This is a genomic window from Sorangium sp. So ce128, from assembly GCF_051525245.1.
Classification (GTDB): Bacteria; Myxococcota_A; Polyangia; order Polyangiales; family Polyangiaceae; genus Sorangium; species Sorangium cellulosum_B.
Window position 1 is genome coordinate 8,892,373 of record NZ_CP150313.1, and the last position, 23,806, is coordinate 8,916,178.

General features: G+C 68.4%; 15 protein-coding genes. 12 read left to right on the plus strand and 3 right to left on the minus strand.

What is annotated here, in order from left to right; all coding sequences use genetic code 11:
* Positions 1-2,066: 2,066 nt before the first annotated feature.
* Positions 2,067-2,570, plus strand: a complete 504-nt coding sequence (locus tag WME82_RS33885; protein WP_438038676.1) for a hypothetical protein — start codon at positions 2,067-2,069, stop codon at positions 2,568-2,570.
* 177 nt (positions 2,571-2,747) lie between these two features.
* Positions 2,748-4,949: a hypothetical protein gene (locus WME82_RS33890; protein ID WP_438038677.1), complete on the plus strand. Its 2,202-nt coding sequence runs from the start codon at positions 2,748-2,750 to the stop codon at positions 4,947-4,949.
* Here WME82_RS33890 and WME82_RS33895 read toward each other — a convergent pair.
* A complete protein-coding gene (locus WME82_RS33895) occupies positions 4,936-5,181 on the minus strand; it encodes a hypothetical protein (RefSeq protein WP_438038678.1) in 246 nt (81 codons plus the stop codon). The genes WME82_RS33890 and WME82_RS33895 overlap by 14 nt on opposite strands.
* Positions 5,182-5,503: 322 nt before the next feature.
* Positions 5,504-5,737 carry a hypothetical protein gene (locus tag WME82_RS33900; protein WP_438038679.1) on the minus strand — a complete coding sequence of 78 codons (234 nt, stop codon included), beginning with the start codon at positions 5,735-5,737 and terminating at the stop codon, positions 5,504-5,506.
* 1,075 nt (positions 5,738-6,812) lie between these two features.
* Between WME82_RS33900 and WME82_RS33905 the strand changes: the two genes are divergently transcribed.
* The 6 genes from WME82_RS33905 (at position 6,813) to WME82_RS33930 (ending at position 13,545) form a co-directional block, all read left to right on the plus strand.
* On the plus strand, positions 6,813-8,621 hold the full coding sequence (locus WME82_RS33905; RefSeq protein WP_438038680.1) for a glycoside hydrolase family 28 protein: 1,809 nt from the start codon (positions 6,813-6,815) through the stop codon (positions 8,619-8,621).
* Positions 8,622-8,781: 160 nt separating this feature from the next.
* Positions 8,782-9,663 (plus strand): alpha/beta hydrolase, encoded by an 882-nt coding sequence (locus WME82_RS33910; protein ID WP_438038681.1) that lies wholly within the window; start codon positions 8,782-8,784, stop codon positions 9,661-9,663.
* A gap of 114 nt (positions 9,664-9,777) precedes the next feature.
* On the plus strand, positions 9,778-9,936 hold the full coding sequence (locus tag WME82_RS33915) for a hypothetical protein (protein WP_438038682.1): 159 nt from the start codon (positions 9,778-9,780) through the stop codon (positions 9,934-9,936).
* 1,152 nt (positions 9,937-11,088) lie between these two features.
* The gene (locus WME82_RS33920; protein ID WP_438038683.1) at positions 11,089-12,309 is read left to right on the plus strand and encodes an AAA family ATPase; all 1,221 of its coding nucleotides are present in this window, start codon (positions 11,089-11,091) and stop codon (positions 12,307-12,309) included.
* On the plus strand, positions 12,306-13,001 hold the full coding sequence (locus tag WME82_RS33925; RefSeq protein ID WP_438038684.1) for a DUF4276 family protein: 696 nt from the start codon (positions 12,306-12,308) through the stop codon (positions 12,999-13,001). Before WME82_RS33920 ends, WME82_RS33925 begins: the two co-directional genes overlap by 4 nt.
* A 394-nt stretch (positions 13,002-13,395) precedes the next feature.
* Positions 13,396-13,545 (plus strand): hypothetical protein, encoded by a 150-nt coding sequence (locus WME82_RS33930; RefSeq protein WP_438038685.1) that lies wholly within the window; start codon positions 13,396-13,398, stop codon positions 13,543-13,545.
* 249 nt (positions 13,546-13,794) lie between these two features.
* Here WME82_RS33930 and WME82_RS33935 read toward each other — a convergent pair whose 3' ends face one another.
* Complete coding sequence (locus WME82_RS33935) at positions 13,795-14,907, minus strand: RNA polymerase sigma factor (protein WP_438038686.1); 1,113 nt, start codon at positions 14,905-14,907, stop codon at positions 13,795-13,797.
* Positions 14,908-15,122: 215 nt separating this feature from the next.
* Here WME82_RS33935 and WME82_RS33940 point away from each other — a divergent pair, with 215 nt between their 5' ends.
* From WME82_RS33940 to hrpA, 4 genes are all read left to right on the plus strand, one after another.
* Positions 15,123-16,238, plus strand: a complete 1,116-nt coding sequence (locus WME82_RS33940) for a PEGA domain-containing protein (protein WP_438038687.1) — start codon at positions 15,123-15,125, stop codon at positions 16,236-16,238.
* Between the two features lie 28 nt (positions 16,239-16,266).
* A complete protein-coding gene (locus tag WME82_RS33945) occupies positions 16,267-17,883 on the plus strand; it encodes a hypothetical protein (RefSeq protein ID WP_438038688.1) in 1,617 nt (538 codons plus the stop codon).
* 36 nt (positions 17,884-17,919) lie between these two features.
* The gene (locus tag WME82_RS33950; protein ID WP_438038689.1) at positions 17,920-19,509 is read left to right on the plus strand and encodes a hypothetical protein; all 1,590 of its coding nucleotides are present in this window, start codon (positions 17,920-17,922) and stop codon (positions 19,507-19,509) included.
* 517 nt (positions 19,510-20,026) lie between these two features.
* Positions 20,027-23,806, plus strand: a complete 3,780-nt coding sequence (hrpA, locus tag WME82_RS33955; protein WP_438038690.1) for an ATP-dependent RNA helicase HrpA — start codon at positions 20,027-20,029, stop codon at positions 23,804-23,806.

A 23,806-nucleotide genomic window follows, 5' to 3' on the forward strand; every position in this document is an offset into this window, starting at 1 on the left:
TATCCGATACGCCCTATTCCAGCCTGACGCCCGATGATGCGGTGTCAAATCGGCTTAGGTAAGGTGTGCCTCGTGCATCAAATTGGCATACCCATACGTGATCAGGATCATATGCGGTAGCACCTCCAATAGATACAGGTGGGGCCGCTTGCACACTCGGCAGCGCATCGAGGATCTCCTCGCTCCCCGCACGCCAGCGAAAGCACCATCTCGTCATCTCGGAAGGTCTCGGATGATGCGCGTTTCGACGTTCGATGATACGGCCTCGCGTATGGCGATACCACTCATTGAGCCGTTTGGCTATGTAGAGATCTCCCGTGTGTGGAAACCATGCAGCGAGCTCAGATCCGGCGTTGAGTGCGTTGGCATATACTTTAACTGGCGAGAGCCACTCTTGCGATAGCTGTCGCAGGAGGAGCTCGTCAAACAGCGACGGTAATAGCCCATTGCCTGCCCGTCGGGGAAAGAGTCCGGCATGATAACGCCCAAGGTTGGCCAACTGCGGGTGGAACATGCTCCCAGATGCACAGAACCTAGAAAAGGCAACGGGCGAGCGGCGGCACCACAATTTCCAGAGCGTAGCCGCGAAAGTTGTCTCGAGCTTCGACCATTGGACCACGGGCGGCTTGCGTAGCAGAGCATCCGCGACATAGATGGATATGGCCCTACCTGGGCCGGGCCCTTGCGGAAATGTTCCGGCGGTCTCTGGGCTGAGATCAACGACGAACACCGTACGCCCGCGCTCGACTACGGAAGCACAGATTCGACAGAGGCTCATCAGGCCGCCTGGTGTCGGCGGAAGCGCCACGCAGACCGGCGGCCCATCAGAACGCGCAAGCTCTTCATTGAGATCGGTAGACGGCTCTCCACCCAAGTATCTAACGCGCGCAGCGCGATGACGTTTCGGATCGAGTCTTGATGGCCCCAGCAGGAGAACGTCATCGTCGACCACGACGGGGGATGCAACCTTGGCTAGAGCCGCTCCGGCAATCCTGCCCATGGCAACGTAGACTGCGCCCTGTATCGGTTCATTCATCATCTGAATCCGCACGATCTGCATTTGCACGCTGGCGGGTATGGTGTGCCCGATTGGCAGGCTTCAAGGCAACTCCTGCACGGTGTATGGCGCCATTTGTCGCAGCCTGGATATCCCGTGGTGCACTGGCCGCCGATCTCTTGGCAATCCACGAACATGTCTGTGCATGTCTTGTCGGGCGTGCACCCTGCCATCTCCTCAGTGGCGCCGCTCCCCACGTCGTCACCGTTTCCGAACCAGTCCCCCGTAGCTGCTGACCCCGGTGGGTATGGTTCTCCGGCCCCTGTGCCTTCTGTCCCCCTAAGATAGCACTCGCCCACGTCGTAGTTGCACGCCCACACCGTGAGACCGAGAGGAATAAGAACGGGGATCGCCTTCAATTTCAGCCTGTGGCGCATGCTCATCCTCCAAGTTTTTCCAGATGCGTGTGCGGAGGGGCGGCGTCAACTGTGATTCAGGGCATGGATTGCGTCCCTGCGGCTACGGCGTGTCAACCTCGCCCCGGTCCGAAGCCGAGCTCGAGCTGAGCGCAGCGGGTTGCACATCGTCGCGGCCGAGCTCGGCGCGGACCATCGGAGGTCGAGGCGCACGTCGGCGCGGCCTTGAGCCTTGAGCCTGCTCGGTGCGTTGTGACGCCCGGGGCGGGAGGTCTCGAGCGTGAGCGCGGCGCAGCCCCCACGGCGGGGTGCGGAGGTCGAGGCGGACGGACATCGGCGAGCGCGGCGCGATCTCCGTCCACCTGGTCGAGTTCGGGCACGTCGCCAGCGACGAGCAGCTCGAGCGCGAGTTCGGTGCAGCCCCCCCGGCGGGGCGCGGCGGTCGAAGCGGACGCCGACGACGGCTGGCGACGAGGAGCGCGGGCCCGAGCGCTACATAGCCCCCTTCGCCGCGGCGGTACGGCCGTCCGGGACGCGTCGACCGCAGAGCATGGGGATCTGCTCGCCGAATTTCTCTTTGACGCCCACGTCATGCCCAGAAAGATCGTGCGCGCTCTCCTATCGCCTGTCGCGGCTTGGCCAGGGCTTCCACCATGTCCATGCGCTTACTCGGCAAGATCGGCTTGCTCTACGTCGGTGCACTCGTCGTGGTTCCGGCGCCGGCCCAGGCACTCGAATTCCACGGCGGCGTGAGCGTGGGCGGGATCCAGATCGGGACCGAACCCAGGCTTGCCGTGAGCCCCTTCGCCGGATGGCTCTGGCGCAGCGAGGGGGACCTCCGGCTCGAAGTCCATAACATGCTCAGCATCGTTCCAGGGGCAGGTATAGGGGTCTACGATCGAACGGCAGTCACTCTTGGGTATGCCACGAAGACAACCACCGCCAGCCTCGGGTCGTCCCTGGCGATCTACTCGATGCCGCGGGGCGTCGAGGAGGCCGCCGGGTTCGACCCGAGCGAGGACGGCGCCTCGTCGCCGACCGTCTGCGCGTGCTCGAACGGAGTCTGCCCTCCGAACATCCCGGAGAACTCGCACCACCAGGACGCCGGCGTCCGGGATGTCATCACCCAGGATGCCATCGCGATCGAGCCTCCGTAGCGCGCCGCGGGGCTCGGAGAGCGCGGGCTCGGTCGATCCAGAAATCGACCGAGCCCGTGTCGGGTCTTCCTCTCCGTTTACGGAAAAGGTTTGAGGCGCGTGGAGCGAGGGGCATCGGCGCCCCCACCGCCCGCGCGTCCGACCTCACCCTGCAACGACTGTTCTGGGAGGACCCCCATGCGACAATTCACCTTTCTGGCTCGCCTCTCTCCCCTGGCCCTCACCCTCCTGGCCGTCGCGGGCTGCGGGGGCTTTGCCCCAGAGACCCAGGCGGATCCTTTCATTGACCATGAGCCGGACGCCCCGGAGCCCAGCGGCCCGGCCGCGAAGCCCGCCGCTGTCACGACGGGCCCTGTCGTCGCTCTCACGTCCATTCAACGCGAAAAGGCCCCTCTGCTCGCGGAGCTCATGGACGGCGCCCCTTCGAGGTTCCGGCCGGACCTCATCGCGGATCCGAGCCCGGCGAGCCGCGTGGCAGAGGCGTCCGCCGTGCTCATCGACGCCGAGGCCGCGAGCGCCGACGACATCCGCTCCTACGCGTCCCTGCTCCGGGCAGCGCGCCTCGCGGGGGTGCCTGTGATCCTCGAGAACGCGCGCGACGCCGAGAAGGTCGCGCTGGCGCTGGGCATCGGGATGTCCGCGCAAGTCGTCTACGCGGCGCCCAGCCCGGGCGGCCAGCGCTTCGACGTGCGCGTCTTTGGCGACGTCACCGGCGAGGAGACCGAGGAGCACAGCTCGGTGCGCTTGCCGGCCTCCGCGAAGGCGAGGTACGCCCGGATGACCGCGGACGAGCGGGCCGAGCTCGGAAAGAAGCTCGAAAAGAGCGAGGCCGAGCTCGACGCGCTGTTCGACGCGGCGCCCGAGGCCGAGCCCATCACCATCGACGCAAAGCCCCGGATCGCCTCGAGGTCCGAGGTCGCGCAGACGGCGTTACCTGCCCGGGGCGAGCTCCTCGCCGAGATCAAGGGCCTGCTCGCGGACCACAAGGCCCACGCGCTCGCCCAGCTCGTGACCGAGCCTCTGCCCGAGGGCACCTACCGCTCGTACAACGTGACGCCCGCCTCCATCAACTGGGAGTGCGGCGACGACGGCCAGCGCTCCGTCATCGACCGCAACTTCACGGTGACGCTCCTCGCCTCCAACGCGCCGGAGGGCAAATACGTCGTCTTCGCGGGCAATGGCACCCAGTACAACCCCGGCGGGCTCAAGTGGAACTCGGGGAACAACCGCGGCTACTTCCAGGAGACCCTCCAGCACTCGATTCGTCCCCTGCGGGAGGGGCTCTCGCCCTACGCCCACAGGCCCCACTCGGCCAACGAGTCGTCGACGTTCACCACGTCGAACGGGTTCTCGGTTGGCGCCGGCGTGGGCGTCGAGGGGCCGTCCACGAGCTTCAGCTTCGATGTGAGCGAGCAGGCCTCTCAGTCCTTGAACGACTTCGACGTGATCGATTTCTCCTCGGGTTCGATCTTCGGCTGGCAATACAAGCTGGCCTCGGTGAGCGGGCATTCTTACAAGAAATGGGAGGACCTCCACAACGACACGTGGGGCGGCCTCTACGGCCTGCCCAACCTCGCCAAGAGCACGCTCACGGAGGAATACGAGGGTATCTACGCGGCGAGCCTCCAGGATCAGTCGCTTTACCCGGTGGAGAACGTCAACCTGCAGTCGGTGCGGCACACCTGGGTCTCCCACGATTACGTCCTCTGGGAGGAGATCAAGACCACCTCATGCGGGAAGGCGGCCGGCTCCGTCGTCACCGTGGACCTGAGCTCGGTCAACGTGGCCAAGCTGGGCACCATCCCCTTCAAAGAGACGTTCGATCAAGGCGTCGCGCCGGGCGTCTGGACCGTGATCAACGAGGGCATCACCGACAGCTCGCCGAGCTGGAGCGGGGTAGGCGGAGCGGCGACCGAGACGGGCAGCGCGTTCGATTACCCCCAGACCGCGGCCGACGGAGCTGTCGACATGCGCGGGACCTACCTCGTCGCGCCCCACACGGCCTTCGGGCAGGGAGCGCTCTCGGCGAAGATCTACGCGGGCGACCCCGACGGCTTCGGCCTCATGTACGCCATCAACGACACCGGCTCGAGCTACTACCGGGTGATGTTCGACGCGAGCTTGAGCGTCGCGCGCCTGGTCCGGGTGGACAACGGCGTCTTCACCGAGCTCGCGGTCAACACGAGCTATGTGCCGCCGCAGAACGCATGGATGACGGTGCGGGTCGAGCGCGAGGGGACGACGCACCGGATCAAGGTCAATGATCAGGTGGTGCTGGCCGTGCCGAGCGAGGTGACGTACGCGTGGGGTTCGGTCGCCCTCTTCTCGTGGGCGATGAGCAACGTGCGCTTCGACGACGTGACGATCACGACCCTTTGACGCGATCCTGAGACGCCTGGGCGGCGCGGGGCGCGGACTCGCGCCGCCACAGCAGGATCGCGGTCGCCAGCGAACCCAGCATCGCCGCGGCGTAGATCCCGGACGCGCGCGCCGGCAGGACCGCCGCGGCCACCGCGCCCGCCGCGCAAAAGCCCGCCGACGGGCCGGCGGTCCGGTTCATCAAGGGCGCCGCGGTCGAGCGCACGGCCGCAGAGACGAGCAGGTCGGTCACGAGCGCTCGCTCGACGGTCTCGTCCATGAGGACGGCGAGGCCCCGGTGCAGGAGCGTCGAGCTTCTTTTACCTACGCGCCGGCATCGCGAGCGCGGACCAGCTGGGTGAATTTCTGCGCAAGGGTCACCCCCGTTGCCGACGCCCCTGGTATGGAACGCGCCGAGCCCCCCCGCAATGGAACACTCCCGCGTCGCACCCGCTGGCGCCAAGACCATCGCGCAGGCCGGATCAGATGCGTGAACCATTGTGTGCTGGCGGCACCGTTTGGCACACAGCCATGTGGAAGACCGTACGCCTATCAGGTCGCCAGCAGGTAGCTCATCAGCGTCGAGGCATGAAGAGCTCGAAGTGCTCCCTTGGATCCTGGCCGATGCGGCGCATCTCGTCCCGCATCTTCTCGTTCAACTTGGCGCGTTCACCTGCCAACAACCAAAGGAAGCTGCTGAACGGGAACGGCACGTTCACGCCGGTCACCACGCTGACCAGCTTGAAGGCCAGGAACTTGGCGAAGGTCTCCTCAGCCTTATTCGCGACCCAGTCTCTCGCCTTGCCCATGTTCACTATGATAACGCGTATGAGGTGGCTCGCAAGCCGTGGGCCCTCTCGCCAACGTTCGGGGAGAGCCGCCGAAAATGGCCCCGCGCGCTGCAGCCCTGCGTCAGTAATCCGACGACCCTCCCCGAAATGGACCCGCGCCCGCCGAAATGGACCGGGCCGTGGCAGGGGTCGGAGCCTCGTGCTGGTTGGCAGTCAGCTCGAGCGAGCTCCTCGAGACGAGTGCCCGATTTCGGGGGGCAACTGCCCGAATCCGGGCTCGCGCGCAGGTGCACCTCGCCGCCGTTCCGCACTGCGGGGCGCACGTGCCCCTCGAGCGCACCGTCCGCCTCGGGGCGGTCTGCGCGCCCGCCGTCGTCGATCTACGCAGCGGCACGGCCGTCGGCGCGCTCTGGCGCGCGCTCCGCCGGCTCCTGCGGCGTGGGGAACCGCGACGGCGAGCTCGCCTAGTCCGCCCGGTGCGACGGCGCGTGTTTCCCCCAAACCCCAGGGATTCTCGCGATCGGGCTGCTCGCTCAGCAGCTCAGCGAGCTCCCAATGCGCAGCATCCTGCTGCAGTTTGCTGGAGGACAGGCGGCGCGGCCGTCGGCGCGGCGGCCAGAAAGAGCGCGAGCCGCCCAGGCGAGCCGGGGCGACTCGAAGATTGGGCACTGTTCGCCCGAGATCAGCTCGGCCTGCGAACCGCGCGCGCCCTCATTAGCTTCCCGTGCGCGCGCAGCGCAAGCGGATCCGGTCAGGGGCAGAGCCGGCGGACCAGATTCAGGCCGCGCCCGGCCTCCGCGGCATCGCCGACGGAAAGCTCCAGGTAGACGCGGCCCCGCTGGTCGGAGATCGGCTCCACCTCCTTCCGCTTGGTGCTACGTCGCGGTAATCCCAGGCGTTTCAGGCGTGGAAGACCTGCCCCATCGCATAAGGCCCGTTCTGTCAATGAACTCATACAGTCGGACTGCACGAGTCAGGAACGGCTCCGAGAATCTTGCCTTTGCGGAACGCGTTTGCTTGTCCTATCCGCTTGCGTCACTGCAATATTGACGCGCGAGCGCCAAGGTGGCCGCTGCGGTTTGGAGGAGCAAAGATGAACCTTTCTAACATTTGGGTGATGGGCCTCGCAGTGGGCGTCTCGTTGGCTTTCGGAGCAGGCTGTTCCGGAACCGGCGATGACGGCGGAGGCGGAACGAGCAGCGGCGGCACGGTCATTCCTCAAGGTTCGGGCGGCGTCACAGCCGGCGGAGGAGCGGGCACCGGCGGAGGAGCGGGCACCGGCGGAGGTGAGGTCGGCGGCAATGGCGCAGGCGGAAGCGGCAGCGCAACCAACGCGGGCGGCAGTGCCGCGGAGGGTGGGGCTACCTCGGGCTCGGGCGGTGAGACGGGTGAAGGCGCCGGCGGGGCCGCGCCCATCGATTGCGATTCCGACGGGGCAGTGATGACCTACCCTACCCTCCCCGGCGCCTCCGAGAGCCCGCTCTATACGGTGACGGCCAACGGGGCGGCGCAGTTCGTCGAAAAGATGACCAAGTTTGGCCAGGAGATGCAGGTGCACTACGCCCACTTCGGCGTGGCAAGCGGCTGCAAGGCGACCGTCGCCGTCACGGTGAACGGCGGCTTCAATTCCTACACCTTGAGCCCGAAGAGCCGAATGCTGTCGGCAACCAAAAACGGTGACACGCTCACTTTCGACAGCGGGCCCAACTACTTGATTCTGCAGATCGCCTCCAAGGAATTACTGTTCGTCCTCATCGACGACCAAGAGGTCAATCCGCCGAAATTGGGCGATGCCGAGGTGAAGAACCTCGCAGACTACGACGTGGACAACACGGGTGCTGCGCTGGTCACCTCCAAGGTGCAGTCCGCCATCGACGCCGCCTCCGGCTCGGCGCAGAACATCCTGTACGTGCCTCCCGGACGCTACAAGACCGGGGAATTGTGGCTGAAGAGCAACATGACCCTGTACCTGGCGGCCGGCGCCATCCTGGACGGTTCGACCAGCACGGGCGACTACAATGGCACGGGCGCACCGGCCGTCGAAAACACTTCCCACGGCGTGGTTCACATGAACAAGGTGAGCAACACGAAGATCCTCGGTCGGGGAGTGATCGACGGCAACGGTTCGAAGATCCGTGGCACCGACAACGATACACCCTCTTTCAAGATCAACACCCTCCGAATCGACGACAGCACGGACGTGCTGGTCGACGGCATCGTCGTGCGCGATCCAGTCTTCTGGAACACGCTGATCTTCGACAGCGACAAGGTGACCATCCAGAACTTCAAGGTGATCAATCGCCGTCCCACCACGACAGCTTACAACCAGACCGACGGAGTGGACTTCGACTGCTCCACGAACGGTAAGCTCTACAATGCCTTCATCTACAGCGGTGATGACAGCATGTCGCCGAAGCGCGAGCAAGAAGGCAAGCTGGACACCAAGGCCATCACCTATGAGAAGGTGGTTGCCTACAGCAACTCAGCGGCGACGAAGATCGGAACCAAGACCTACGGTCAGGTGATCGAGGATATCACCTTCAAAGACATCGATGTCGTCAAGGCCGGCCGGGCCCTCGGGATCAACGCGGACGACACCGCTGTCATCCAGAACATCACCTGGCAGGACGTCAGGGTTGAAACGGTCGACGGCAGGATCATCGACTTCGAAGAAGATGCAACGGCGACCTGGCGCAACGCTCCCAACCGGGCCACGGTGAAGGAAGTGTTCATCAACAATGTTGCCTCTGCCGTGAACAAGGAGATCTACATTCACGGCAAGTCGAGCACCGTGAACTTCAATGGGATTCACTTCGACAATTTCACCATCCAGGGCAACAAGGTCACGAGTCGAAACGGCTGGAACGTGAACCAGTACGTGTCCAACATCACGTTCAAGTGAAAGAACGCCGAAGGCCAGCTGCTCCGGAGTTGGTCATTCCCCATGAACGAACCCCGCCCATGGAGCCCAGCAGCGCAGTCGAACTATGCGGACGAACGTAAGAGGCCGCGCGTCGATCTGCGCGCGTCATCGCTCCCGCGATCGGAGTAATGTTGTACCGATGCGCCACCCGTCGGCCGATCCCCTTCGATTGCGCCTGCTCCTCTCCATCGGCGTGGTCCTCCTGGCGGGGCCTGGGTGCAGCCGCGAGCCGGCGCCGGCGCCCCCAGCGGGGTCGGCGGCCGCGCGTCCGTCGTCGGAGACGCCATCAGCGGGGCCGGTCGCACCTCCGCCGCCGGCGGGAGCGCCGGGGAGCACCACCCGGGGCGAGATCGCGGGCGTGCGCTACCTCGAGCACATGACGGGCGGGGCGCGACCCGACGAGCGGGTGCCGATCATCGTCGCGCTGCACCCCATGGGCGGGGACCCCGCAGACTTCCTGCAGCTGCTCCGGCGCTACCGCCGCCGCGCCCGGCTCATCCTCCCGTACGGCCACCCGAGCGGCGGGATGTACATCTGGTACGACTCCGTCAGCGACGACGTCGCCGCTCCCCTGGTCACGCGGGAAGCAGATCGTATCGCCGCCGCGCTCGCCGCTCTGGTAGCCGCCCGCCCCACCGTCGGCAAGCCCCTCGTCACCGGCTTCTCGCAGGGCGGCATCATGACCTTCGCCCTGGCGGTCACCCACCCCGAGGCGCTGGCGGCCGCCTTCCCCATCAGCGGTCTGCTCCCGCCGTCGCTCTACCCGTCGGCAGCGCTAAGCTCGGGGCCGCGCCCGGCGACGCTTCCGCCGGTCACGGCCTTCCACGGCGCCTCCGACCTGGCGGTGCCGACCCGAGGCGCGCGCGCCTCGATCGCCGAGCTGCGGCGCGCCGGGTACGCCGCGGAGCTGCGCGAGTACGTCGGGGTCGAGCACGACACCTCCGACGAGGAAGTGAGCGAGATCTTGGAGCGGATCGGGCGGGCCGCCGACGGCCTCGCGGACGCGGCGCCCGCGCCTTGAAGCGGGCGCGCTCGTCGCCTTCTGCGCGGGGCGCGGAAGGGGGTAGCTCAGGGCAGGACGCTCGCCCCCTCGCCGAGCCTCGATGTCCTCGAGTGGCCGGCCTGCAAGGGCAGGATGAAGCTCGCCGCCATGATCACCGAGCCGAGCAACATCGCCCGCTTCCTCACCGCGCTCGGTGAGTCGACCGCCGTTCCAGGCCGCTCACCCAACCGAGGGCCGCCGTACTGGAAGAGCACCGTCCTGCGCCGCAAGGCGCTCGGGGACGCCCCATAGCCGCCAGAATATCCCGGGCCAGACCAACTCCCGGAGCGCGATGTGTGCCCGCGGCACGCCGATGCGCCTCTTGGCGCGCTCTGCGCCGCGCGGGGCCCGCTCTTTCGACCGATGAACGAGGCGTCGCGACGCGCGCGGTCCCGCCACTTCGGTTCGCCCGCCACACTTCCTCGCGCAGCGATCCAGCTTCTTTTACCTATGCGCCTGGGCACTTCGAGAACGCAAAGACCTGGACGCTCCGGAATTTTCTCAGAACCAGATGTTCCCTGGTGCGCAGCACAACCTGTGGCACTATCCGGACACGAGGCTGCCCTTCGGGGCGGAGGGGTGAGCACGGTTTCACATTCAGACTGAACGGCGAGACGGACTTCGGCCGAAGAGACAGCGAACATTCCGCATGAATCTAATTCGAACCATCCAAAGAACCGAACAGCTAGGATGGATCAATGCCCTGTTTACGCCAGGTCCACATACCGGCAAGGTGTACCCACTCTATCCAAGTCGGCTCCCGTTTCCATGTCGCTTGAGGCAGAATGTCACTGGCGGGACAGTATACCTCCTGTACCAACGACGAATCATCGCGTACGGCACCATCGATCAGGTCGTGTACCGGCCGTCCATAATGCCGGTAGGAAGTCAGCTGCAGCCGGTGAAGGCCGGAGACACAGTGGTTGTTCGCGGCGTATTTGTACGCATGCCTGCGGTCTTGCAGCAAGTCGAGGTCCGCGGATTCATGGGACCGCGCTACACAGCTCAGGATCTTCACACCTTGGGCCAGAAAGCACTCCGCAGGGCGCTCGAGAGGTCGGGAATTACGGTCTACTGAACAGATGGACACGTGGAGCATGGCTTCATGCGTCATGAAGGATCACCTACGAGCGAGGCTGCCCAACACCCGGATGGAGTCGACGTCGCGTCGCGACGCGGCTCATCCGAGCGTTGGGCAGACAGACGCTGAGCCAAGGTGGGGAACACCGGGGCGCTCGCCTCATCACGCCCACGACATCCGCTCGTTCGAGGGCCGCCTCCGTGAGGGCGCAGTCGCGCGCACTCCGAGGGGAAAAGCCGCACCCTGCGCTCCCCGCCCGGACGGCGTTTCGACGCTGCGATGCGCCTTGACATACAGGCGCGCGCGGTGCTTGTATCCCAGGTATGGCGCACATCCTCGGCATCCGAATCCAGCGGTTCAAGGCGCTCGGGGACGTCACTCTTGGCAAGGATAAGTATGACGAGCAGGTCGATGAGCTGCCGGCCTTCGGTTGCCTCATCGGCCCGAATGGCAGCGGGAAGTCCACCGTCCTCGATGCGTTCGGCTTCCTTGCCGATTGCCTCGCCGAGAATGTCGAGGCGGCCTGTGACAAGCCCCATAGGGGTGGGTTTCACAAGCTGAGAACACAAGGCGAGACAGGCCCGATTCAGTTCGATATATATTATCGCGAGCACAAGAACGCGCGCCCCATTTCCTACACGCTCGCAATCGATGAGCGCGATGGCGTTCCCTATGTCGCTTCCGAGATGCTACGACAGCGACGCAAAGGCCAGAAGCACGGACGTCCGTATCCGTTCTTGAAATTGGAAGACAGTCAGGGGCTGGTCTGGGCTGGGGACAAGACCGAGGACGAGGAGGGGGCGGAACAGGTGCCCGTGGCACTGGACGATCCAAGTCGGCTCGCGATTACCACGCTCGGTCAACTTAAGAATCATCCGCGAATCGTTGGCTTCAGGTCCTACATTGAGAACTGGTATCTGTCCTACTTCGTTCCCGACGCCGCGCGCACGATGCCACCGGTGGGCGCACAGAAACACCTGAATAAGACTGGTGACAACATCGGCAACGTGGTCCAGTATATGGAGCGCACGCAAGGCGCACGATTTGGAGCCATTCTCCAAAAGATCGGCAAGCGCATCCCTGGGGTCCGCTCGGTGGCACACAAGAAGAGCGAAGATGGTCGGCTCCTGCTCGCCTTCAACGAGGCAGGCTACAAAGACCCGTTCTACGCACAGAGCATGTCCGATGGGACGCTGAAGATGTTCGCGTACCTGCTCCTGCTCGAGGATCCGGAGCCCCGCCCGTTCATCGGAATCGAGGAGCCTGAGAATGGCCTTTATCACAAGCTGGTCGAGCGCCTCGCTATCGAACTGAAGGCTCATGCCGAGGAGCGCGACACGAACGTTCTTGTGACGACGCACTCTCCGTATTTTGTCGACGCGCTCGCACCGGAGCAGGTCTGGCTGATCCAGCGGAACGACAAGGGCCGCTCCGAGCTCACTCGCGCCGCTGACATGCCGACCATCAAGGAACTCGTCGCAGAGGGAATCCCGCTCGGTAGCCTCTGGTACAGCAATCATTTCCACGAGCGGGTGAGTCTGTGAAGCTTCACTTCCTCGTAGAGGGGACGAGCGAGGTGAAGTTCCTCGAAGGCTTGCTCCCCCGGCTCATTCCCAACCACAAGTTTGCAGTTTATCCGCACCAAGGCAAAGGAAAGCTGCCGAACGATCCGCAGCAACCACCGGACCCGAAGCATCGCGGGGTGCTCGATTTGCTGCCGGCGACCCTCCGTGCATGGGGCAAGTCTCTCTCTCCGGAGACTGATCGGGTAGTGTTGCTCGTCGATCTTGACAACGACAATTGCACATGGCTCCTGCAGGAGCTCTCCGACGTGCTCGCGGCCATCGAACCAGCTCCGATTTGCCTGTTTCGCCTCGCCGTTGAGGAGGTTGAAGCCTGGTACCTCGGAGATTGGGCGGCGCTGAAGCGGGCCTTCCCGAAGGCCAAGAGGATGCTCTGGTCGAACTACGAGCAGGACGCGATCTGCGGTACGTGGGAAGTGTTGCAACAGATCATCCAGGATCCCGTAGACCGGAAGACCTCTTGGGCTGAGAAGATGGGCGTTGAACTCGAAATCTATGAAGCTGGCGGCGTGAATCGCTCGGTGAGCTTTCAGAAATTCTGCTCGGGGGTCCGTAGGCTCGCGGGTGAGGTCTCGGAAGGGCCCCGCGCCCGCAGGCAACGAACGGATCTTCAGGCGCGGACCAAGGCAAAGAAAAGCAGCGCCAAGCGGTGATAGCGCATGGATCTGAGGTAGCGATCCCATGACCAAAGTGCCGCCCAACTGCGCGATGCAGCCGACGAGCGCACGTGCTACGCGCGTGCCGTGGCGGCTGATGCGGTCACGTTGGGCGGGTAAAGACCGGGGTACGGTCTTTCAGGCGCAGGTTCCGGCACATCGCGCCGGGTCGAGCCGGCGCCTGCCGGACGCGTCTGTCCGGGCCGCGCGCACCGGGCGGCCCGCCTCGGGCATCGCGCATGACGCCGGGGAACTCTGACGTTGGACAGAGATAGCCGGTAACGCAGCAGGCGGAAGCACCGCGCAAGCCGCCAAGATCTCCATCGTCATCCCCGCAGACCGTCGGGTAGACCTGCAGGTGCCCGCAGACCTTCCAGAAGGTCCAGCGGAGGTGATCGGCCTCATCACCGCCCCGCAGAAGGCTGCGCCACGCGACAAGCGGGCAGCGCTTGGCACGGATCGGGGTACGGTCCAGATCGCCGATGACTTCGACGCGCCGCTGCCGGAGGACCTACAGCGAGCGTTCGACGGCGAGACATGAGGTTGCTGCTCGACACACACCTGCTGGCTCTGGCCGCAGCGATCCGGCTTCTTTTACCTACGCCCTTCCGGAAAGTGGATGATCTGCGGCGGGTCAAGGGTCTTGGCCGGCGTTCCCTCCAACGACTGAGACCGCTCGTGGTCGTCGATCCACCGTGACGTCCGCGCGGCGCGGGCACGACCAGGGAGACGTGGCGCGCGAGAGTCGCCCTCTCTGGCCCATCATCCCGCCACCACACGCGCGACGCGATCACCTCTGCGCCCCGATCGACCCGTGGCGTTCGCAGCGAACCCGCCGGAGGAGCGCGTCGCGCTCCGCGGCGTGCTCGCCGCGACCACGACGCTCGCGGTGCTCGTGCAGGAGACGGCACGCCGAGAGCTGTCCCTCGGTGGTCCCGAGCTCGAGCATCGCTCGCGCGCGCTCGAGCATCGGGTCGATCCGAGCATGCGCCGCGCCGGAGTGCGCCCGGGACGACACCTTGCCCGCGGCGGAGACCGCGCGAGCCGTCGTGGTGCTGCCCTGATGGGCGGACACGGCGGAGGCCGTGACGGCCTCTCGCCGGATCGCGCTTTCGGGTCGGCCCGGCCCTACGCCGCGCTGGTCGGCAGGCGCCGCCGGCATCTCGAGCGCGGGCTGCGCGCGCCCCGAGGCCGCGAGCAGGGGCGCTTCGGCAAGGCCAGCCGCTGGGCCGGGCCAGGCAGCGCCCGCCCCGAGCACGAGCCCTGCCGCCGCCGTCCCATGCAGCCTGAACCGGCGAAGCCCGCGCAAGGCGTCGTGAAGCCACGCACCGGAGAAGAAGGGCACGAAGCACGGCACCGCGGGCTGCCTGCGCCGGTGCTGCGCCGCCTGCCAGCGCCCTGTCTCCTGCTCGATCCTGTCCCAGGCGGCAGCGAGCCGTGACTTGACGGTGTTCTCGGGGAGCGCGTGCGCCTCGGCGATCTCGGCGAGCGTCCGGCCCAGGAGCTCGTGCTCGATGAAGACCATGCGACGTGCGTCGTCGAGCTTGTCGATGAAGCGCCAGAGGACGGAAGCCCGCTGGCGGGCGATCAAGGAGGCTTCCGGGCCCGGCCGCTCGTCCGAAGGATCCTCGTCCTGGAGGGGTGCGATCACCTCTTGCCGGCGGCGCGATCGCCGCCGGCTGTTGCGCACCACGTTTCTGACGAGCTCGTCCACATACGCCGCGGCGTCCCTCGCCAGGCCGATGCGCGCGCGGTTCTCCAGGATGCGGAGCCACGCGTCCTGGATAACGTCATCGACGTCCTGAGCCGGCACGCGCATGGCGCGCGCGAGCCGGCGGAAGCGATCGGAACCAAGCGTACCAGGCGCTGCGACGACCTGGCTCGCCGAGATGCTCACGTCCATGCACGTCCAGATGCTTCAGGCGCGAAAAGAGGTGACCCAATCGACCGGTGCGACGAAGAACGGTGCGCGAAGGTGCGTCCGGAGGGGGATAACGAGAAGGCCACGGCTCCGTGGAATCATTGCGCGGGCGACGTCAGATTTATCAGGCAAAAGCGCAGCGCTCGGTATCCAAGCGCGCTTGCTGGCCTGACAGGCTCGTTGATAACGTGGGCCGCATGACGCTCTTGCGCTCGGCCCTGCCCGGGATTTGCCTTCTCGGCGTGCTGGGCAGCGGCATCGGGCTCGCGCGCGCAGCACCTGCGCTGCAGGGGCCCCGGGCTACCGAGAGCACGGCAGCGATGAAGGCGCGCCAGAAGGCCCGGATTGCCTTCGGCGCGCGGAAGTGGACCGAGGCGGAAGCGAGCTTCGAAGCCGTCCTGGCGGCGCCCGACGCCGCCGGAATGACCGCGGTGCAGCGGGCCGAGGTGCTCGGCTATCTCGGGCTTTGCGAGCTGGAGCAGGGCAAGCACCGGGAGGCCGCCGAGCATCTCGGGCAGAGCCTCGAGCAGGACGCCGGCCTGAATCGCGCGCTCCTCGACAGGTTCACCCGCGCGTTCGACACGGCGATCGAGCACGTCGGCAGGATCTACGTGGCTGCCTCCCCGCCCGACGCCGAGATCCTCCTCGACGGGGAGCCGATAGGCACCGGCGCCACGGTCCACGAGCTGTTCGTCGCGCCGGGGACGTACACGCTCCGGGCCCGGCTGTCGGGGCACGGGGAGGGCTCACAGCGGGTCGAGGTCGCTGCGGGGAAGACGGTCAGCGCGGCGCTGCAGCTCGCGCGCGCGGCCGAAGCGCACGCGCGCGCGCCGGATCCGGGCGCGGCGCGGAGCGAGCCGGTCAAGCTGGCGGCGGCCTCGGCCGCCCCCAAGGCGGCGCCGGGGCCATGGGCGTCATGGCCGGGGACGCTGCGGATCACGGGCATCGCGGTCACGACGGCCGCCGTGTCGGCAGGGGTCGTCTTCATGCTCCGGGCGAACCGCCTTAATGGGGACACCCGCGAGCGCATCGACGGCCTCCACCGCGATCCGGCGTGGACCTCGGGCGCGTGCCGCGAAGCGCCGCAGCCCTCGGCATGCCCGGAGCTCCGGCGCATGCGCGAGCAGCGCGATCGGTCCGGTGCCCTCGGGACCGCCCTGGTCGCGACGGGGGCCGTGATCGGGGCGGTGACCGCCGCGTCCTTCTTCGTGGACCTCTCGTTCCAGCAATTGACGCCGGCGCAGAGCGGGCTGCGTGTCGTCCCGGCGATGGCGGCGCAGCAGGTCGGGGTGGTGGCGCTCGGGGCGTGGTGAGGGCTTGAAGGCCGGCATGGAGGCGAGCATGAGGTGGGCTCGGGCGGCGCGGAGGGTGTCGGTTTCGCTCGCGGTCGCCGCGCTGTGCGCGTGCGGCGCGAGCGCCGTCTCGGGGTGCCTGTACCTGGGGGATGATTGCTGGGAAGAGCAGACGTGCGACGAGCCCCCTCCGGCGCTGCCGCCCCCGACCTCGCCGTGCGACGGCGATCCCGCGACGAGCCCGGCGAAGAACGGGTGCGGGGTGTTCGTCTCGCGGGGTGGAAACGACGCGAGCGACGGGACGAGGGGAGCGCCCGTGAGGACGCTGCGACGGGCGGTGGAGAAGGCGTCGGAGCCCGGGGGGACGCGGCGGGTGTACGCCTGCGCGGAGGACTTCGAGGAGGCGGTCAAGCTGCCGTCGGGCGTCGCGCTCTGGGGCGGCCGGGACTGCGCCACGGCGGCGTGGACCTGGGGCGGCAAGGACCGCTTCACCGGGATCGCGCCGGCGCCGGAGCTGGTGCCGCTCGTCGTGGAGGCGCGCGAGGCGAGCATGACGTCAGCGGTGTTCGGCGTGCGGCTCGTGGCGGCGGACGCGATCCGGCCGAGCGGGTCGTCCATCGGGATGATCGTGCGCGAGGGCGCCGCGGTGGACGTGGTGTCGAGCGAGATCCTCGCGGGGAACGGCGCAGATGGGGCGGACGGGGAGAGCGCTCCGCAGGGCACGCCGTGGCGGGCGCCGGATGGGGCGGTTGGCAATCCAGGCGCGCCCGGGTGCGAGGCGGACTGGACCGAGGGCGCGCCAGCGGTGGTGACCGTGTGCGAGGACGGCACGACGTCGATCGGCGGCGCGGGCGGCGACGGCGACGTCGCCGCGGGCGGCGACGGCGTGCAAGGGGCACCGGCACCGGGGTCTGGCTCGATGGAGAAAGGTGAAGGCGGAAAGGGCGGGGCGATGAGCTGTACGTCGGGCCGCGACGGCCGCAATGGCGAGCACGGCGTGAACGGGGTCGGAGGCGGGACAGGATTGGAGGAGCCGCTCAAGTACGGAAGCATCAGCGCGCGCGGCTGGCAGGGTTTCTCGGGACAGGACGGCCAGAACGGGGGGCTCGGCCAGGGAGGCGGCGGCGGGGGCGGCGTCGGCGCGAACGGGCAGTGCCGCGCCATGGATCCGCAAAGCGGGCCATCCGGCGGCTCGGGCGGGAGCGGCGGCTGCGGGGGACGTGGCGGTCAGGGGGGCGGCTACGGGGGCGGTAGTTTCGGGATCCTCGCCCTGCATGCTCACGTCCTGGTGGACAAGACCGCCATCATCACCGGCGACGGCGGTCGCGGCGGCAATGGAGGGCGGGGGCAAGAGGGGGGCTGGGGCCGGCCAGGCGGCCAAGAAGGGCAAATCTTCCTCGATGGTACCGTCTACTCTGCGTGCACAGGGGGGCCCGGCGGCGACGGAGGCAACGGCGGCCATGGCGGCGGAGGACTCGGGGGCATCTCCGTCGCCGTCGGGCGCGTGGATAGCAGCGTTCACCTCACGGAGAGCGCTTTCTTGCTCTTGGGAGCCCCCGGCGCCGGTGGATTCGGAGGTGATCCGGGCGTGAAAACGGCCATTGGGGAGCCCGGCATGTTTGCCCGCCTCGGGGATTTCCCCGAGCTGATCGTGCCGCCCCGATGAGGTGGTTCGCGAGGGGATGAACAGGAAGCGAGGAACATGAAGATCTCCGCCGCTGCATGGGTCCTTCTGCTGTCCTCTCCGGCCGCCCTGGGGTGTGGCGCGGAGACGTCCACGCCACCGTGCGCGGAGGGGGGCACTTGCGACGCCGAGCCCTTGGCCGAGCCCTCCGAGGAGGCGTGTATCGAGGGCCTCGCCGCGCTGCGCGTGCAAGACGGCTGCGGGGTGTTCGCGAGCATGACACAAGGGGACGACGGCAATCCCGGCACGATGGAGAAGCCGGTGAAGACGCTCGCCCGCGCGCTCGCGCTCGCGCCGCGTGCACGGGGGCGGGTGTTCGCCTGCGGCGAGCCTTTCCACGAGGCCGTCACGTTGCCCTCCGGCATCGATTTGTGGGGCGGCTTCGCTTGCTGGGAGGGTTGGAAGCACGCTTGGAAAACGTTGAGTCCCCAGTTGATAGCAACGATCCGGCCACAATTGTCCGAGGCCGCCCCGCTCACCGTGGTGGCAGCGCAGGACGACGGCGACGTGGTCACCGACGGCGTATCCACGATCGCGGACGTGCATGTGTTCGCCTCGCTCGGATTGGAGCGGGCGCCGGCCCTCTCTTCCGTCGGGATGAGACTCCGGCCGGGTGCGGTCGTGGAGGTGCTTCGGAGCGTGATCCAGGCGGACGGCGCCCAGGAAGGCGCGGACGGCGTGGACTGGGGCCTCATCGACCCGCAGGCGCCGCACGGGGAGATCGGCGCGATCGGCAGGGACGCTTGCTCGGCAGCCACGGTGGCCGGCGCACCCGCCGTGACGAGCGTGTGCGGCGACCTGGCTTCGACGGGCGGCAAAGGGGGCAACGGCTACCCTGACCGCGGCGGCGATGGCGAGGACGGCAAGCCGCTGCCGAGCCCGAATCCCAGCGACGCAGGCCTGGGCGGCGTGGGGGCGAAGGATGGCGCCGAGTGTGAGCACGGCCGCGATGGGGAAGACGGCGCGCCGGGCGCGCCCGGCGCCGGCGGCGAGGGTGGACGCCTCACCGAGGCCGGATGGGAAGGTGTGCCCGGCGGCCAAGGCGGCACGGGAGCGCCCGGCCAGGGGGGCGGCGGGGGCGGCGGCGCACCGGGCGGCCGGAGCGCCTGCGGCAATGCGGCGCTCGGCGGTGCGTCGGGCGGCTCGGGCGGCGGCGGTGGCTGCGGCGGCGTCGGCGGCCCCGGCGGCGGCGCGGGCGGCGCGAGCATCGCGATCTTCGCCCATCCAGGCAGCAAGCTGACCCTCCGGGAAACGCGCGTCCTCACGGGCCGGGGCGGCTATGGAGGCCGGGGTGGCGAAGGCCAGTCCGGCGGGACGGGCGCGCAAGGAGGCCCGCCAGGGCTGCCCTCGCCGATGCTCGGCGAATACGCCTGCCGCGGAGGCAAGGGCGGCTACGGCGGCAAGGGCGGCTACGGCGGCGGGGGCTCCGGCGGGCCCTCGATCGGCATCGCCTATGCCGACGACGAGCAGCTCACCCTCGATCGCGTCACGTTCGAGATCGGCGAAGGGGGCCGGGGCGGCATCGCGGATGTGTTCGACGAGACGCGCGAAAAGGCGAACCGAGGCAGCGACGGCTTCGCCGCCGAGACGATGCGCTTCTCGCGGTAGGTTTGCGCGCGGGATTGCCGGGCCTCCGGTGAACCGGTCGACACCGCCTTCTGGGTCGGGGAACTACGCGCGCATCCCCAGTTCGCGGTCGAGGGCGTCACCTTCACGCTGGTGACGCCGGGCCAGGACGGCATCAGCTTCGACGACGGGGGCAACATGTTCTCGACGGAGGACGGCGTCGCCGTCGACACATTGCGGTTTTCCGAGTGAGCTGGCGCCAGCGCATCGGACCGCGCCCTCCGGAGCCGCAACAGCCCGCGAAGGCGGACGGCGAGCCCGCTCCCGAACGCAAGCGGGGCGGCAGCGATCCGGCTTCTTTTGCCTGCGCGCTCCCTCCCGGCGTAACGACGCCCTCCGCGGCGATGCCGACGATTCCGCGCCGCGCGCTCGTGTGTCGCGCCGTACTGCGCGCATCCCTCCCCTGCGTCCGCAGGGGTCCGTCGATGGGCGCGCGGGGTGGCGAGCGAGCGGCTTCGGACGGCATCCCGCGGCGGGAGGTGCTACCCCCTCGCGCACCGTGAGCCACCGCGTTCCGCAAGAGCAGCCCCCCGCTCCGCCCGCCGCCGGCGGCCGGACCTCGTCCCCGCCCGCGTCGGGGGGCCCGGTCCGCTTTCCCGAGGAGCTGCCCATCTCGGCGCGGGTGCGCGACATCGCCCGGGCCATCGAGGCGCACCAGGTCGTGATCGTCGCCGGCGAGACGGGCTCGGGCAAGACCACGCAGCTCCCCAAGATCTGCCTGGCCATGGGCCGCGGCCTCTCCGCCCGGATCGGCGTCACGCAGCCGCGCCGCATCGCCGCCACCAGCGTCGCGGCCCGCGTCGCCAAGGAGCTCGGCGTCGAGCTCGGCAAGGAGGTCGGCTACAAGATCCGCTTCTCGGACAGGACGAGCCCGGCCACCTACGTCAAGTACATGACCGACGGCATCGTCCTCGCCGAGATCCAGGGCGATCCGCGGCTCTCGGGCTACGACACGCTCATCATCGACGAGGCCCACGAGCGCAGCCTCAACATCGATTTCCTGCTCGGATACCTCAAGCGCCTGCTGCCGAAGCGCCCGGATCTGCGCGTCATCGTCAGCTCCGCGACGCTCGAGACCGACCGGTTCGCGGCCTACTTCGGCGGCGCTCCGGTCATCGAGGTCTCCGGCCGCACGTACCCCGTGGAGGTCATCCACCGCCGCCCGGAGAGCGGAGAGGCCGAGGTCGCCGACGCCGTCGCCGCCACGGTCGAGGAGATCACCTCGATCGATCCGCGCGGGGACATCCTCGTCTTCCTGCCTGGAGAGCGCGAGATCCACGACACCATGGCCGAGCTCACGCGCCACGGCCTGCCGCACACGACGCTGCTGCCGCTCTACGGGCGGCTCCCTCAGGGCGACCAGCAGCGCGTGTTCCAGTCCTTGCCGGGGCGGCGGATCGTGCTCGCGACCAACGTCGCGGAGACGTCGCTCACCATCCCGGGCATCGTGTACGTCATCGACTCCGGGCTCGCCCGCGTCAACCGCTACAGCCCGCGCACGGGCGTCACCCAGCTCCAGATCGAGCCCATCTCGCGCGCGAGCGCCGATCAGCGCAAGGGGCGCGCGGGCCGCGTGCAGAGCGGCGTGTGCTTCCGGCTCTACGACGAGCAGGACGACCGGGCGCGGCCCGCCTACACCGATCCGGAGATCCTGCGCGTCGGCCTCTCGGGCGTCATCCTCCAGATGAAGGCGCTCGGGCTCGGCGCCATCGAGGATTTCCCCTTCCTCGACGCGCCGTCGAAGCGCGCCGTGGACGAGGGCTACCGGGTCCTCGAGGAGCTCGGTGCGCTCGACGACGCGGGTGAGCTCACGGACACCGGCAGGAAGCTCGCGCGGCTGCCGCTCGATCCGCGGCTCGGCCGGATGGTCCTGGGCGGCGAGAGCGAGGGGGCGCTCGCCGAGGTGCTGATCATCGCCGCGGCGCTCGGCGTGCAGGATCCGCGGGAGCGGCCGCTCGCCGCCCAGAAGCAGGCCGACGACGCGCACCGGAAGTTCAAGGACGAGACCTCCGATTTCGTGGGGCTCCTGAAGCTGTGGAGCTTCTACCAGGACGCGCAGGGCCGGCTGACCCAGAACCAGCTCAGGAAGGCCTGCCGCGACCATTTCGTCTCGTACCTCCGCATGCGCGAGTGGGCCGACGTGCACCGGCAGATCAGCCGGATCACGAAGGAGATGGGGTTCTCGCCAAACGACGCGCCCGCGAAGGGCGACGCCATCCACCGCGCGGTCCTGCCCGGCCTGCTCAGCCGCATCGGCATGTGGAACCAGGAGAACAAGGTGTACCTGGGCGCCCGGCAGACGCGCTTCCAGCTCCACCCCTCGTCGGGCCTCGCGAAGAAGCCGCCCGCGTGGATCATGGCCGCCGAGCTGGTCGAGACGTCGCAGCTCTTCGCCCGGATGGCGGCGGCCGTCGATCCCGCGTGGATCGAGGCCGCGGCCGGGCCGCTCTGCAAGCGCAGCCACAGCGACCCGCACTGGGCCGCGAAGCCGGCGGCCGTGATGGCCCGGGAGCAGGTGACGCTGTACGGGCTGCCGATCGCGCGGGATCGACGGGTCGACTTCGGGGCGATCGACCCGAAGTCCGCGCGCCAGATCTTCCTCGTCCACGCGCTGGTCCGGCAGGAGTACGCGACGCGCGCGCCGTTCATGGAGGCGAACCGGCGGCTCTTCGAGGAGGTCAGCCGGCTGCGCGACAAGGCGAGGAGGAGCGAGATGCTGGCCGACGAGCACGCGCTCGAGCTCTTCTTCGATCGGCGCGTCCCCGAGGGCGTCTATAACGGCAAGACGTTCGAGGCGTGGCGGAAGGAGGCCGAGGCGGAGGACCCGCGGGCGCTCCACCTGTCGCTCGCCGACGTCCTGCTCGACGAGGCCGCGGAGCTCACGCCCGAGCGCTTCCCCGATTCGCTCGACCTCTACGGCGCCGCCGTGCCGCTCTCCTACCGCTTCGATCCGGGCGAGGACGACGACGGCATCTCCCTCTCGCTGCCGCTCGTGCTCCTGCCGCAGGCCGATCCCGACGAGCTCGAGTGGATGATCCCCGGGTGGCACGCCGAGAAGATCGCGCAGCTGCTCGAGTCGCTGCCGAAATCGCTGCGCAAGGCGCTCGTCCCGCTCGCCCCTCTCCGCGAGGTCGCCCGGGAGATCGCGGCGGAGCTATGGCCGTTCCAGGGCCCGCTGCGGGCCGCGCTCGCGCGCGCGGTCGAGGACCGCACCGCCGAGCGCGTGCCCGCCGACGCGTTCCGGCCCCAGGATCTGCCGCCGTACCTGCGCTTCTATTTCCGCGTGCTCGACGAGGACGGCCGGGTGATCGGCGAGGGGCGCGAGCTCCGGGAGCTCAAGGAGCGGCTGTCGGGCCGGGCGCGCGAGGCCTGGGCGAGGGTCGGCAAGGCGGGCCTGGAGCGGGACGGGCTCACGTCGTTCAGCGTCGAGGCGCTGCCCGAGCGCGTCCAGGTCGACGCCGGGCGCCACAAGGTGTTCGGCTACCCGGCGCTGGTCGACGGGGAGACGTCCGTGTCGGTGCGCGTGCTCGCCTCGAGGGCCGCGGCGGCCGAGGCGACGCGCGCCGGGCTGCGGCGGCTCCTCTTGCTGCAGCTCGGGGGCAAGATGAGCCAGCTCGAGCAGCCGCTGCGGAGCGCCGTGGCCGTGAGCGGCCTCGGCGCCAAGGTGGCCCCGGGCGAGCCAGGCCTCGCCCGGCAGATCGCGCTGCGCGCGCTCGACGAGGCGTTCCAGCTCGGCGATCCCGGCGCCTTTCCGAGGACGAAGGCCGCGTTCCAGGCGCGCCTGGACAAGGGCCGCGCGTCGCTGCAGAGCGTGCTCGGGAAGCTCGCGGGGCTGGCGCGGGAGATCGGCGTCGAGCTCGACCGCGTGCAGGCGATGCTCCGTTCGATGACGGGGAAGCCTGGCGCGCCCCGGCCGGCGCTCGATGACGTGCGCACGCAGGTCGACTTCCTGCTGCCGGTCGGGCTCTTCTCGCGCGCCCCGGTCGACCGGCTCGCGCACCTGCCCCGGTACCTGCGCGCCGCGCAGATCCGGCTCGAGCGGCTGCCCAACGGGCCGCAGAAGGACCAGAGCAAGGCCGCGCAGGTGCTGCCGTTCTGGCAGGACTACCTCAAGCACCAGCAGGGGCTGCGCGACAAGGGGGTGCCCGCGGAAGAGCTGGAGTCGTTCCGCTGGCTGATCGAGGAGCTCAGGGTGTCGCTCTTCGCGCCCGAGCTGAAGGCGGCGGTCCCGGTCTCGCCGCAGCGGCTCACGGAGCAGTGGAAGCGGCTGCTGGGATAG

Coding starts and splice junctions, on each gene's coding strand:
- WME82_RS33905 (WP_438038680.1), top strand. CDS start 6,813: ATGAACCTTTCTAACATTTGGGTGATGGGCCTCGCAGTGGGCGTCTCG.
- WME82_RS33885 (WP_438038676.1), top strand. CDS start 2,067: ATGTCCATGCGCTTACTCGGCAAGATCGGCTTGCTCTACGTCGGTGCA.
- WME82_RS33900 (WP_438038679.1), bottom strand. CDS start 5,737: ATGGGCAAGGCGAGAGACTGGGTCGCGAATAAGGCTGAGGAGACCTTC.
- WME82_RS33940 (WP_438038687.1), top strand. CDS start 15,123: ATGACGCTCTTGCGCTCGGCCCTGCCCGGGATTTGCCTTCTCGGCGTG.
- WME82_RS33915 (WP_438038682.1), top strand. CDS start 9,778: ATGAAGCTCGCCGCCATGATCACCGAGCCGAGCAACATCGCCCGCTTC.
- WME82_RS33935 (WP_438038686.1), bottom strand. CDS start 14,907: ATGGACGTGAGCATCTCGGCGAGCCAGGTCGTCGCAGCGCCTGGTACG.
- WME82_RS33890 (WP_438038677.1), top strand. CDS start 2,748: ATGCGACAATTCACCTTTCTGGCTCGCCTCTCTCCCCTGGCCCTCACC.
- WME82_RS33945 (WP_438038688.1), top strand. CDS start 16,267: ATGAGGTGGGCTCGGGCGGCGCGGAGGGTGTCGGTTTCGCTCGCGGTC.
- WME82_RS33910 (WP_438038681.1), top strand. CDS start 8,782: ATGCGCCACCCGTCGGCCGATCCCCTTCGATTGCGCCTGCTCCTCTCC.
- WME82_RS33920 (WP_438038683.1), top strand. CDS start 11,089: ATGGCGCACATCCTCGGCATCCGAATCCAGCGGTTCAAGGCGCTCGGG.
- WME82_RS33950 (WP_438038689.1), top strand. CDS start 17,920: ATGAAGATCTCCGCCGCTGCATGGGTCCTTCTGCTGTCCTCTCCGGCC.